The organism is Peribacillus sp. FSL P2-0133 (assembly GCF_037975445.1).
In the GTDB taxonomy this organism is placed as follows: Bacteria; Bacillota; Bacilli; order Bacillales; family DSM-1321; genus Peribacillus; species Peribacillus simplex_E.
Map to the genome: position 1 here is coordinate 3,605,292 of NZ_CP150254.1, position 13,124 is coordinate 3,618,415.

11 protein-coding genes and 1 pseudogene are annotated in these 13,124 nt (G+C 37.5%); 5 read left to right on the forward strand and 7 right to left on the reverse strand.

The annotated features are described in order from the left end of the window. Positions 1–236 precede the first annotated feature (236 nt). Positions 237–1,205, forward strand: a complete 969-nt coding sequence (gene speB / locus MKY17_RS17245) for an agmatinase (RefSeq protein ID WP_098370686.1) — start codon at positions 237–239, stop codon at positions 1,203–1,205. 226 nt (positions 1,206–1,431) lie between these two features. Here speB and MKY17_RS17250 read toward each other — a convergent pair whose 3' ends face one another. From MKY17_RS17250 to MKY17_RS17280, 7 genes are all read right to left on the reverse strand, one after another. Continuing rightward, positions 1,432–2,496, reverse strand: coding sequence for a M14 family zinc carboxypeptidase (locus tag MKY17_RS17250; protein WP_098370687.1), 1,065 nt, complete (start codon positions 2,494–2,496; stop codon positions 1,432–1,434). Positions 2,497–2,748: 252 nt separating this feature from the next. After that, positions 2,749–3,942: a M14 family zinc carboxypeptidase gene (locus tag MKY17_RS17255; protein ID WP_098370688.1), complete on the reverse strand. Its 1,194-nt coding sequence runs from the start codon at positions 3,940–3,942 to the stop codon at positions 2,749–2,751. Positions 3,943–4,469: 527 nt separating this feature from the next. Further along, a complete protein-coding gene (locus MKY17_RS17260) occupies positions 4,470–5,555 on the reverse strand; it encodes an endospore germination permease (protein WP_098370689.1) in 1,086 nt (361 codons plus the stop codon). Positions 5,556–5,568: 13 nt separating this feature from the next. Continuing rightward, positions 5,569–5,802, reverse strand: a complete 234-nt coding sequence (locus MKY17_RS17265; RefSeq protein ID WP_098370690.1) for a hypothetical protein — start codon at positions 5,800–5,802, stop codon at positions 5,569–5,571. A gap of 6 nt (positions 5,803–5,808) precedes the next feature. Then, positions 5,809–6,996, reverse strand: a complete 1,188-nt coding sequence (locus MKY17_RS17270; RefSeq protein ID WP_098370691.1) for a Ger(x)C family spore germination protein — start codon at positions 6,994–6,996, stop codon at positions 5,809–5,811. 36 nt (positions 6,997–7,032) lie between these two features. Beyond that, positions 7,033–8,532 (reverse strand): spore germination protein, encoded by a 1,500-nt coding sequence (locus MKY17_RS17275; protein WP_286176979.1) that lies wholly within the window; start codon positions 8,530–8,532, stop codon positions 7,033–7,035. Between the two features lie 954 nt (positions 8,533–9,486). Further along, positions 9,487–9,840: a GNAT family N-acetyltransferase gene (locus MKY17_RS17280; RefSeq protein WP_098370692.1), complete on the reverse strand. Its 354-nt coding sequence runs from the start codon at positions 9,838–9,840 to the stop codon at positions 9,487–9,489. Positions 9,841–10,562: 722 nt separating this feature from the next. On the opposite strand from MKY17_RS17280, the gene MKY17_RS17285 reads away from it, so the two are divergent. The 4 genes and pseudogenes from MKY17_RS17285 (at position 10,563) to MKY17_RS17300 (ending at position 12,967) form a co-directional block, all read left to right on the forward strand. Continuing rightward, on the forward strand, positions 10,563–10,928 hold the full coding sequence (locus tag MKY17_RS17285) for a GerAB/ArcD/ProY family transporter (protein ID WP_098370693.1): 366 nt from the start codon (positions 10,563–10,565) through the stop codon (positions 10,926–10,928). Next, positions 10,901–11,595, forward strand: a pseudogene (locus MKY17_RS17290) (endospore germination permease). The gene MKY17_RS17285 and the pseudogene MKY17_RS17290 overlap by 28 nt, the downstream one beginning before the upstream one ends. Before the next feature lie 209 nt (positions 11,596–11,804). Next, a complete protein-coding gene (locus MKY17_RS17295) occupies positions 11,805–12,371 on the forward strand; it encodes a membrane-spanning protein (RefSeq protein ID WP_098370696.1) in 567 nt (188 codons plus the stop codon). A gap of 20 nt (positions 12,372–12,391) precedes the next feature. Next, positions 12,392–12,967 carry a hypothetical protein gene (locus MKY17_RS17300; RefSeq protein ID WP_098370697.1) on the forward strand — a complete coding sequence of 192 codons (576 nt, stop codon included), beginning with the start codon at positions 12,392–12,394 and terminating at the stop codon, positions 12,965–12,967. Positions 12,968–13,124 lie beyond the last annotated feature (157 nt).

The window sequence follows — 13,124 nt, forward strand, 5'->3', positions numbered from 1 at the left end:
TTAACGGCACATGATTGATTCATAAGAAATGAAGTCTTGGAGCATCTCTTCATCGGTGATTCAATTTCCCATAAATTATTCGCCCTTGCATAAACCAAGCCAATGATAACTGGAAAAACCTCTTTAAATCACTTACTGTGACCTGGCATGATAATTGCATAATTAATCTTCCATAGGAATTCATTTATATGAGTTTCAAAACTATTATCGTTATAAGAAAATGGAGGAATAGAAAAATGAAATATCCTTTATCCCCTGATGTTAAACCAGAGTTTTGTACCACCGGATCATTTATGCGCTTACCTTCTTCAAGGGAAAATGCCAAATTGGCAGTGATAGGTATGCCTTTTGATACAGCTGCATCATTCAGGGTAGGAGCCCGGTTTGCTCCACAGGCTGTCCGCCAGGCATCCATGACGTTATTTCCTTACCATCCCATTCACAAGGTATTTCCGTTTGACGAATGTAATGCAATTGATATTGGGGACGTTTCGGTGATCCCCCATAATATACATCGAAGCTATGAGTTAATTGAAAAGGCTATGGCTGACTTGATGAAAAACGGTATCATTCCAATAGGCATCGGGGGAGATCATTCCGTAACATTGGCTAATCTAAGAGCTGCCGCAAAAATACACGGTCCTGTTGCACTTCTTCATTTTGATTCACATACAGATACCTGGGATACTTATTATGATGAAAAATACTGGCATGGTTCCCCGTTTATCCGTGCATATGAGGAAGGCTTGCTCCAAACGGATAAAGTTTTCCAGATTGGCATCAGAGGGACGCTCAATCATCCAGGAGATATAGATTCAAGTACAGATCTAGGTTACAATGTGATAACAACTCCCGAGCTGAAGAAAAGAGGAATCGAAGATGTCGTGAAGGAAGTCAAGAAAACCATTGGGGATACACCTTGTTTCTTGACCTTTGATATTGATTTTGTAGATCCATCATGTGCTCCTGGAACTGGCACCTTGGAGGTCGGCGGTCTAAATAGCCTTGATACCCTAGAGATGATACGTTCTCTGCAAGGATTCAACTTTATTGGGTTCGACCTGGTAGAAGTCCTCCCGCCGTACGATCCAACACAAATTACATCACTATTGGCAGCCACCATCATTCATGACTTTGCCAGTTTAGTAGCCTTACAGCTAAAAGAAGAACAAAAAAAGGAGAATTCATCCGAAAAAAGTTTATAGATGCAAGCGGTAATTATTAAAGAAGGATATTTCAGGTCGATACGTTATCGTTCAAAAGGCATCTGCTTGTAGTGAAAGCAGATGCCTTTTTTCTATATCATCTTTAATCTTGTCCTGCATTTCCTCTATAAATCATTTCATATAAACTGATGAACAAGTTCGAGCTATTGATGTGGGAAAATTAAAAAAACACATCCCATCTGAAAGAATGGGATGTGTCATCATTTTATTCGTCTGATTCTGCCCCAGGACGATTGTATTGTGTTGGCAGGGTATCCCAAAAGCTTGCATCAACAGTTTCTATTGAATCATCGGCAATAGCTCTGACAGCTGCATCCAAAGTGGTTACCGTTTGCTTTATTAGATAGCCATTACTTTTTTGTCCAAGCGCCACTGACTCGATATTGTGGTCCGACATACCTCGCATCTCAAAGAGCAATGTGGCAATATCATAACGAACGGCTGCACCATTACGTCCTATATTTTCTCCAGAACCGCCATCATACCTGCCAATATGCCCCCAACCAGTTGGTTCAATGGAGTTATATACAACAGCACCCAGTTTTTTTGACGCTTCTAATACTTCAGGCTTTACTTTAGCGTTTGTAGGATAAAGAATTGAACCTGAAACAAGTTCACCATCTGTTTCGCTTAGCGTCCCTTGATGATGTAAATCTATCATGTAATCTATATCGTATTTCGCAAATACATTTTCGTGTAAAGCCTTTACCTCCACTTGCATGGAATCAGTTTTTTTATCATGCTCACGGTTTAAGTCGATCCCATTTGCATTTGCCCGTGTTAGATGTCGATCACCTTTTGCTAAATAGTCATCAAGAGGGAAATTAACATCTCCCATTGCCCCATCTGCATTTAACATGGGAATGATCAGTATATTAACATTTTCCAATAAACCTTTAGTCTTATTCGTGCCTAGATGTTTAATGAATTCGAGTGCACCTTCAGTAGTCAGTTGTTCATTTCCGTGCTGTTGAGTTAAAAATAGTATAGTAGGATTCTTGGGATTTGAAATGTATTTCGCTAGGTAAATATCCCTCCCTTTTACCGTTTCGCCGATTACTTCCAGTGCCAGCCTTTCTTGTTTAGCATCCTGCGTTTTAAGATAGCTTACCAGGCTTTCATATGTATGAAGATTTGAAGTTGTCACTTGACCATTTCCAGCACTGGGACCATTTCCAACCGCTCCGACTGGCAGCGCAACAGCTGTAACTGCGCTTAATGTCATTAAACTAGATAATGAAACTGATAGGACTTTCTTTTTAAAATTCAATAAAAACCCTCCTTATAATTTAATTACTAAAAAATAACTATTACTAATATTCTGACATTTTTAACACTTTGTGTTAATAGTGAAAAATAACTATGTTTCAAAAAGTTTTCTTCTGCACCATATAACATGAAAGGAATTACTTCTACAATGGCGATATTCAAAAAGGCATTCTCTGTTTGCCGAAACCGATCATGAAGAAAAACCAGGCGTGTACCCGTCTGGTTACTAAGTTGATAAAACTATCAATTTTTATTATTGCCTGCCCTCCGTCAGTGGAATTGACTCGTATTGTTCCGGATTGATTTTATATACTGAGCCATCAGTAACTCCATCAATTATTCCATATAACCCTCTTTCCACTGCTTTAATAAGCATGCCTTTTTTCTTTTGGCCAAAAGACTGTGTTTGGCCTCTGACTTCAAAGAGTACTGTCCCACTTCCGTTTAAAGCAAAGGCTCCTAAAGCCGTGCCAGGAAGGTTTTGGTTTTGCGGATATAAGGATATATTTCCATATGGAGAATTACCTTGTTCTTTCATCGCATTATATACCGCTACATTCAATTGTCTGGAAAAATCATAATTATAGTTTTTTGCATATTTGGCATACTCTTGTCCTGAAGGCGAGCTTGGATCAGGAACAAATTGAGCGGAAAGCGAGTATGTGACTAAATCATCCGTTCCATCAACTTCATAATAGGGAGCTTGGTGGTGCAAGTCCACAAAAATCTCCACCTTTCCGTATTGCTTCAGGAGAGACTTGTAAACATCACGCGTTGTTTGTGATTCAGGTGTTATGAACCAACCAGGGGTGGATGATTTTCCAGGGAAGTCTTTAGCTTGAGGAATATAATTTAAATCAGGATTAAAGTCACGATTGACATCGAAACCAGGATTGGACTCATAATCGAATGCTTCATTTTTGTATGTATAATAGTTCCAAGATGGATTCGCTCCTGCTAACTGTGGAAACTGTTCCACGACCTCTGACCAGGTCATATCATTTCCCCGACGGTTCAATTCAGCACCATCCGGATTCATTTTAGGCAAAGCCACCAGGGTAATTTCTTTGCGAATTTTCTCCGCTTCAGGAGAATTGGTCCCCAAAAACTTCAAGATATTTAAGATGGCATCCGTACCAGTTTTCTCATTTCCATGAATCTCACTTTGAATTAAAACGACTTTGTCACCTGTTCCCACGGTTGCTTTATAGATTTCTCTATTTCTATTAGAATATCCAGCTACATCCACTTTTACTTTACCTTGGCTATTACTCGCAATTTGTTCTAGCTTTTTCCCTAGTTCAGCATGATCTGTAAAACCTGAAACCGAATAAGTTTGTTGAATGGGTGTTCCTGGGGATGTTTCATTAGCTGCAAATGTTGGTGCCGCAATACCCGCCGATAAAACGGCAACTCCTAGAGTTGAAACAAGTTTCCTGTTTTTCATATTACAACAATCACTCCTTTAAAATATTCTTCTATCTCATTATACAAAATGGCAAAGGAGAAATATGTTGGAATTTGATGTCGTATTATGGGTTTTAATGATCGGGCATATGTTTTTAAACATTGTAGTAATGTCCACTTGGACGGACTTAAATCATACATTTTTTCTGTTTTCCTACCAAGACGAACTGACTAAATCGTAACACTACTGCCTTTCTCTATATCCCTCCTCCTCTTCATCTGTACAGGTTTTATCTATGAAGCAGCAAAACTTTTCAAATTGCCAAGTAACTATAAGATTTCCGCTACATCATTATTCAGGTCATGCTTATCTGCTATTTGAAAAAAGTGCCGATTTTCCCATGCAAAAAGATCCACGACATGTGTATCGCGGATAGTTCCCGAAAGTCCTTAAACATGTAAAAGTCGCCAAGTTGCAGCGAATCCCATCCTAATTTTGATTAATTCCGTCAGTCTCATCCAGATGCAACATCCACTTGAAAATATCTAATGTGATGCAAGCTGCCCTTACTTTTTTCTAATTTTCCCAACCATTAATAATAACAATGGCAGAATAAAACAAATCGTTAAGGATAAAGGTGTCCAAGCTGTAGCTATAAAGTTTTGATAATGTACTATATCGGGATGCGAAAAGATGGTTAAAGTGAGAATTAGAAAAGCTAATGGGAATAGAAGAATTTTGTAATTTTTTAATCCTAGCAATTGAGCTAGTCCTAAGGCGAGGCCATAAAAGCATATGGTCAATTTAAAATACTCTGTAAAAACCCAAATGAATGCCACAATGACCTCGACCCTTTCAAAAAAATTACCAATGCTTATCCTCATACCCAGTTTATAAGAAGGATAGGTTAATCTTGCTGTATTAGCAGCATCCAATACGAGGATGCTGTAAATAATCACTAACAATAGAACGCCGCCACCTAATAATGTCCCTAAATAAAAATTTTTCTTCATTTCAGCCTTTTCGTTTACATATGGAGTGATCATTAAAAAGAAAACAAGCTGAACATAAGGCAATGCTAAAGAATGATATGCTCCATTCATTATTGGTTTCATGCCTTCTTCAAATATAGGTTGCATATTTTCGATTTTGATATCCGGGATAAGAAATACGAATAATATGAAAAGCAGCAGTACAAGCCAAGGAAAAAAGATTAATGCAGTTCGGCAGATGACTTCCAATCCTAGCCGTGCACCAAATAAGCTTGCTAATATAAACAAGATCATAATCATTTCCATAGGTGTCTCAACCAGAACCTGTGACGAAAAGAAATTCCCAATTTCACTTAGTAACGCAGAAGAAAGGTAATAAATATAAAACAGGAATAGCAGGGCAGAGATTTTCCCGATCCATTTGCCAAATATTTTTTCATTAACTTCTATATAAGTCATGGATGGGTAAAGTGAGGCGAGCCGGGTAAATAAGAGAACGAAACATAAACCGATGAGAGTAGCTATGATATAGGCAATCCAGCCATCCTGTTTTGCTAATGAGACAAGTCCGGAAGGTAAAGTAAGTATCGCTCCTCCTATGTTGAATATGATGACCAATATAAGAAATTCACCAGAGCTGATTTTTCCTTTTTCGAGCATGATCGATACCTCCCTAGGATAAAATACGATCCATGAAATAAGCGAGTGGACTATATATCTTCGTTATCCAGTCTATAGGAGTGGGAATGGTAATATCCTTAATTATCAAAATACTCAACGTCATGCCAACTAAAAGCAACAAAATGAAAATGACAATTTCCTTCCAGCATTTCTTTTTAATAAGAGGAGGTATTTCGAAAAATGAAATAATAGCTCCAGTACACACCGTTCCAATAATTGCCCACATTGATCTTTACTCCTCGATTTCTTTTTGAAAGGATTCTGATATCGTTCCTAAATTACGAATCTTTGCTTTAACGGTTACATTCACGTCCAAATTTGCGAATTCCTGTTCCCAATTTCCTTCTAAACGTTTCCATGCTCTAGGATTAGTTCTATGGATTTCATCACCAAAACCGAAAATGTCACTTTGATACTTCTCTTGAAGCGTTTTTATCGATCCTTCTATTTTACCTTTAATATCTTTTGCGTATCTTTCATTCAATTCTTTGATTTTTTCTGGTTTAGTTAAATCAATTGTGCATTCTACTTCACCTATACTCCCTTCTGACGTGACATTTATTTCAATTTTGGGATTTCCTTTTTCCATTTTCCCCTTGATTTTCGTTTTTGAACTAGTCGTGTTGACCGTAATTTGATCACCTTCACATGGAATATTTACCGGAGTAGACTTAACATGATCAGTAATGTAACTAACACCTTTACTGTCGTTCCTGTTTAACCAGCCGATAAGTTTATCCTTCTTGAATACTCCAAGATAATCCAATCGCAAGCCGGATTTCGGGGAGATATTTTGTGCATTCGTAACATTGCTTCCTGATTCGGGATCACCATAAACGTAAATCCCCGTTAGCATGGCCTGTCTGCCTTTACTGACGATACTGCTGACCAGCTCATCCAAAGTGACCGTCCTTGTCGGTGCCCATCTTCTCTCTGAATTTTCCAAGGAGTCAAAGACTTTATTTGCCGGTATTTTTTCAAGAGCCGTTTGCACATTAAGCGTATCATAAGCAGTTGAACCCTTAGCAACAGTCATATAGAAATCGGAACGCAACTCTTTTTGCCGGGAAAGAAAATCCAGAGGTTTTGCTATTCCTTCCCTGGCCATTTCCTCACCAAAGACAACTTCACGAAGATGTGCTACATATAACCTCCTTGGTACATCAGTTGATAGGCTTCTAAGGGCTTCAAAAATGGTTTTACCACTTTTCCTGAATGTTACAACTTCCGTGCGACCAGACCTGGCATCACCTGCCAGCTCACTCGAATTTAGAACTTGGACTGTTACCAGATACCCATCTTCTGTTTTATCAATTCCCATGGCGGTAACGATGGCAAGTTCATTCAATTCAATGCTGCTCCAACAGCCGGATAAACAAATTATAGGTAACATTAGAAATACGATTAACATTTTTTTCATCGTGAACCCTCATCATCTCATCATTTTATCTAGGTGTTATTTCGGTGGTTTCGGAGCACTGACATCTCCTCTGTCTGTATTATTTTTACTGATCAAACGAGGCCGCTTTAATAATGACCAATGCGGCAATCGGATGATATTGTCTTTTTGATCTTGTAAAATGAATGGTGCATTTGGAGCTAGATATGGCAAACCAAATGATCGTAAGCTATTTAAATGGAGGACCATCACGATCAGCCCCAAAATGATCCCGTATAATCCAAATGTAGCGGCAAGGATCATAAACAAGAACCGAAGCATCCGAAAAGCCATGGCCATGCTATTGGCTGGGAACACAAAGCTGCAGATGGCTGTTAAGGACACGATGATAACCATTGTTGCTGAAACGAACCCTGCTTCGACAGCAGCCTGCCCAATAACTAATGCACCTACGATGGAAATGGATGAACCGATAGCCCTAGGCATCCTCACACCTGCCTCACGCAAGATTTCAAACACTACCTCCATCATCATCGCCTCTACAAAAGCTGGAAAAGGAACACCCTCACGTTGTGAGGCTAGACTTATGAGTAAAGGAGTAGGAAGCATTTCTTGATGAAAGGTTGAGACAGCTATATAAAGTGACGGTGTAAGCAAAGCAAGGAAAAAAGAAAAATACCGTAATATTCGAATTAATGTGGCAATGTCTGCCCGTTGATAATAATCTTCACTGGACTGAAAAAAATGCACCATCAGTGCTGGAACGATAAGGACAAACGGCGTTCCGTCAACAAATATCGCAATCCTTCCTTCTAACAGGGCCGCGGCTACGGCATCAGGACGTTCCGTATTATATACGGTTGGAAATGGAGTATATACTTCATCCTGTATAAGTTCTTCAATGTAACCACTCTCAAGAATCGCATCTATTTTGATTCGATTTAACCGGCTTTGCAATTCTGAAACCGTTTTATCATTGGCAACACCTTTCAGATACATAATTGCAACGTCTGTTTGCGTTTTTTCACCAATCTGTTTTGTTTCAAGCCAAAGGTTAGGATCTTTGATTCTCCGTCTTATTAAAGCCGTATTTGTTCGCAGCGTTTCAGTGAACCCATCCTTCGGGCCTCTTACTACTGTTTGTGAGGAAGGTTCCTGAACTCCGCGATCGACCCATTCTCTTGAGCCGAGTGCTATTCCTTTTGGGGAGCCATCCATCAATAACATCGTGTCTCCCGATAAAACATGGTTAAAAAGTTTTTGGAAATCAGTTATTTCCCCTATTCCCCCTACAGGAAGAGTATGTGATTTTATCATTTCAAAACAGTCAGATGGATTAAAGACCGCAATGTCCAAATCCGAGTTCCTAATTTCAATCATCAAAGTGTCGAGGATGAAATCTTGGACGGATACCGAATCCGTTAATCCATCTGTGTAAACGATGCCTAACTTAATTTCCCCATTTTTACCTGCTTGAAAATCCCTTATAACTAAGTCTGAACTATTCCCTAACGTTTTCTTAATATGGTCTAAATTATATTGAAGATCAGAGGATATAAGTTTTGTTTCATGATTCTTTGAGTCTTTACTTCGATTTTCGGCTTGAATTGGATTTTGGTTTAGATTTTTAGTTTTGCTGGAGTTTGGATTTTTGCTTTGATTTAAGTCTTCTTGTTGGTTTTTATTTTTCACTGATTGTTTACCTTCAATTAACTTCCGCAATGGGATAGGAACTCGAGATTTCAATGCTTACCCCCTCATAACCAATAGCCTATTAAAATTATGTTTTCACCTTGGCTGCAATTATATCCATCTAAGTAAAATTAATTGCTTTTAACAAAGAGCTAAATCTCTGTAGTACGAAACTCCACTTTTTTTGTTCAACAAAAAACGCTTATTCGTGAGGATCGATCTTTTGAATTAAAGGTTGCTGAAGGTGCCTCGGATAAACCTTTCTGAACCTAGTTTTTGTTTAGGATGATTAATGACAGGAATGGAACTGCTTTTTGACTCCAATTTGAAAATCAGAAAAATGAAAAAGTCGTATTAGTGGAATTCTATGAGTAAATGCATAAATCGCCAATTTTGCATAATTATTTTGTTCTTTTTTCATTTTCGAGGGCAAAAACTTCTATTTTTTTGTTGAACTAAGTGACAGAAAGTTGGATGGTTTTGGGGCATAAAAACATGAATAAGAACTCTGCAGACCTCCACAGAGTTTTTATAAGCTTTCAACCAAATTTTTGGGTGACAGGGCAACTTGCCTTTGAATATGGCAAAGAATTTCCCCTTAAACTTGTTCAATTTTTTTTGATTATAAGTTTATTAATACCTGGTCTTTTCACCCTTATTTCATAAATGTTTTGTTCCCATTTTCCCCGCACTCTATAAATCGTTAAAAAAAATTTCATTGCTGGTGTATATGTACAAAAAAAAGGCTACACCCAGTAGGTGCTAGCCCATCCTAAAAAAAATAGGAAATGAACAATTTATGGTGTCAAGGCACCGAATTCAAGATTCCATTGTAATATATTCAGCTCCATGTTCTTTTGCCCAATTATGTATATAACTGAGCAGACTAAATCCAAGGCCACTAGGACGATGATTTACATCAGTAACCAAATCTTGTACAAAAACATAGCGTTCATTATATGTATCTTCACGCCAGCTAATACCTGCTAAAGCTACGATGCTTGTATCATGATATAAAGCAAATAACTGTTTACCCTCCTTACGCATATCATTTAATAATTCTAGATATTCCTCTAAAGTCAAATCAATTCGTAACTGACTCAATATAGGATAAGCCTGTAAGAATTGATGTTCTACAGTTAACTCTACTATATTTTCCACTGGTATTTTCATACGAAAATTCTCCTAACCTTTTTAAGTTTAATTGTTTCGCTTTCCCTTTATGAATCCGGGTTAATTTTCTGACATATAACCAAGGGCAAATTAAACGTCAAATTAAATGTTTTTCAATAATTGTGTGTTTAACAGATTCCTATTCTTTTCCTTTCTCCATAAATATTAAATATACACACAAGAGACATACACAAAAATAATATGCAAGAATCGTACCAGTTCAAAAATCGCGAAGGAGCGCTTCAGTGGTAAGTTTAAGAAAAAGCGTTACAAGTAATATATCCTTCATTCGTATTGTTTTGTCTCGCTAATGCCATCACTGATTACTCCTATGAGTTTTTCATTACATTGCATGAACATTTTGTCTCGGTTTTGTGATTTGAGCAGGTTATAAACAAGCGTACATAATACATATAGGAGTGCTACACTTTTTAAAATACAGGTTGTATTCGATTTTGATTCTAGCACTACTAAATAATTGGCAATTCATTGTATTTCTTTTAAAGCGATTTCGCGATATATTCTTATACCTTTACCAATGGAATTGGTTCTAATGAAATATCGGAATTTTGAGGTGAATCCCAGGAAAACCGGGCCCGGATAATGAAACCGTGATGGATTGTTGCAGAAAGGCGATTAATTTCTGTGTGAATAACTTTAAAATGAATAGCCAAAAATAAGGAGTATTAAGAAGGAAGGAACAAACAAAAAGGTGAATAATAATGCCTGGTAGTTTCAAAATTTCATCACATCAATTGATGATTTTAATCCTTTTGTATTCGGTAGGAACGGTTATTTTACATACTCCTTCACCTTTAGCAAGTTTTGCAAAGCAGGATGCGTGGCTTGCTGCATTACTTGGGACAGGAATCGCATTAATTTTTGTATGGTTTTACATCAGGGTTGGAAATTTATATCCTGATCTCGCTTTAGATCAAATAAATGAAAAGGTTTTCGGTAGGTTAGTCGGAAAGATGATCAATCTCACATTTTTTTCTGGTCTTTTTCCACTGCTGCCGAGACTACTTATTATGTGGGGAATTTCATTGAAACTTTTTGGATGCCGGATACCCCCCTTGTTGCATTAAATATATTGTTTGCTGCAGTAGTGATCATTACAGTACGCCTTTGTATCGAAACTTTTACACGCACGTTGGAAATATTCTTCATACCCGTATTAATATTACTGTTTATTTTTTTGGTTTCCATCATTCCTCAAGCAAATATCCAACACATTCAGCCAGTATTTGAAAATGGCGCCAAACCTGTTATACGGGGGACACTTTTTTTCGTCAGCGTTTTTACGCTGTCTCCTGTTATGTTTTTAATGATTTTCCCTTCAAAAGTCAATGAAAGAAAAAAAGGGGGAAAAGCTTTTTATATCGGCACATTGATTGGAGGAATCATTCTAATTCTGGTTATCATGCTGAATCTCTTGGTTCTTGGGCCCGATACCACAGCACGAAATATAGCTCCAAGTTACACGATGGCAAAAAAATAAATGTAGGGAATTTCCTGATGCGGATTGAAGCCATTATTGCTACGATTTGGATCTTTACAACCTATACCAGGACGGTGATGTATTTTTATGTATCGGTTGTTGTATTTTCAAATATATTCAATATAAAGGATTATCGTCCATTTACTACAGCTTTAGGGATGATAATGGTTTTTTACTCATCGATTGTTTTTCCGACGGTCCCATCAGCCGGGGAATTCAATAAAATATATGGTTATTCCATGCATCGATTTTAGGTCTGGTCATGCCTTTATTATTGTTTATCACGGCTAAATTTAAAAATATCATTAAAAAGCACCATGGTAACCAACAATGATAACACTGATGTGAGTTAGAGGATTAAAAAAAGAACATCATAAAAATACCCCCAAAATTCAATTTGCCGCGTTGCATTTGGCTGAATTGGATATGATCGTAATGAATATTTACGAATGAGGTGAGTATATTGAAACATAATATAATCATTATTTTTAGTCTGGTTTTTATAGCATTCATGACTGGTTTACTCATCTTTTATCTCATAAAAGATGATTCTTCGCGATGGATGGTGGCTCTAGGGGGAATATTGGTAAGTGCCTTGCCCATTTCATTACTGTTTGTAAAAAATAACCCCTTTAACATTCCAATCATAATCGGTTATTATGTTTTTATTTTCTGTACGACATTTTTAGGATCTATCGCAAATTTTTATGTTGATTTTAAATGGTGGGACTCTGGCGTTCACTTTTACAAAGGTATCTTCGTAGGTTTTGTTGGGATTGTTCTTTATAAACTATTCATCCCGCAAAAAGCGAGAAAAGATGTTTCAAGGTGGCTCCTCTTTCTTTTTGTTCTCTCACTTTCAGTCATTGCCACTGTTCTTTGGGAAATATATGAGTTCGCAGGAGATCTCACTTTTACTCAAACCATGCAGCGAGGCGGTAATAAAGATACCATGTACGATATAATTTTCGGTCTTACAGGCGGATTGCTTATTTCCATTTATTCTAGTGTACAAAAATTAAAATTTTGATGATTTGTTGAGGTAATCATATGAATCGTAAGCTAGTTATTTCATTAAGTTTAGTGTATGTACTTTTCATGGCAGCATTATCTATTTTTCACTATACAGCCGATGAAACTTTCAAATCACTGGTTTCGATAGGCGGTGTGGTATGTGGGGCAATTCCCCTATTACTGGCCCTATTTACCAAGCTTCAATTCAATCTGCCAATTATCATTTCCTATTTAATCTTCTTATTCGGTTCACAATTTTTAGGTTCTATTTTAGGTTGGTATGGTCTGGGGTGGTGGGACACATTATTACATTTACTAAGCGGTTCCCTTCTTGCTTTTACGGGAATTGCTTTATATGAACGAATGGTATACAGAAATGCAGGCAAAGAGATTTCCCCTTGGTTTGTCTTTTTATTTACCCTCTCTTTCTCAGCACTTGGTGGTGTCATATGGGAGATCTACGAATTCAGTTCTGATCAATTTTTCGGAATGACACTACAAGGCGGGGGAAATAAAGATACAATGATAGATTTAATCGCGGATACTATTGGAGGACTTATCATTGCAGTGTGGGCCGGAGTGCGGACAAAGATTAAGTTAAAGAAAACATAAAAAACGTTCCAGTTGATTTCAGAAATCCGCTCCCTTTCTGCCGACTGTCTGCCACGCCTCCTCTACGGTCTCGGCTAAACAGTTATTCGGCAGGAGTGTCGCAAATTTCTTCAATCTAATGAGGTTTCATCCCATATAAAACAGTAAACAAACATAG

Coding starts and splice junctions, on each gene's coding strand:
- speB (WP_098370686.1), top strand. CDS start 237: ATGAAATATCCTTTATCCCCTGATGTTAAACCAGAGTTTTGTACCACC.
- MKY17_RS17280 (WP_098370692.1), bottom strand. CDS start 9,840: ATGAAAATACCAGTGGAAAATATAGTAGAGTTAACTGTAGAACATCAA.
- MKY17_RS17300 (WP_098370697.1), top strand. CDS start 12,392: ATGAATCGTAAGCTAGTTATTTCATTAAGTTTAGTGTATGTACTTTTC.
- MKY17_RS17260 (WP_098370689.1), bottom strand. CDS start 5,555: ATGCTCGAAAAAGGAAAAATCAGCTCTGGTGAATTTCTTATATTGGTC.
- MKY17_RS17285 (WP_098370693.1), top strand. CDS start 10,563: ATGCCTGGTAGTTTCAAAATTTCATCACATCAATTGATGATTTTAATC.
- MKY17_RS17265 (WP_098370690.1), bottom strand. CDS start 5,802: ATGTGGGCAATTATTGGAACGGTGTGTACTGGAGCTATTATTTCATTT.
- MKY17_RS17255 (WP_098370688.1), bottom strand. CDS start 3,942: ATGAAAAACAGGAAACTTGTTTCAACTCTAGGAGTTGCCGTTTTATCG.
- MKY17_RS17270 (WP_098370691.1), bottom strand. CDS start 6,996: ATGAAAAAAATGTTAATCGTATTTCTAATGTTACCTATAATTTGTTTA.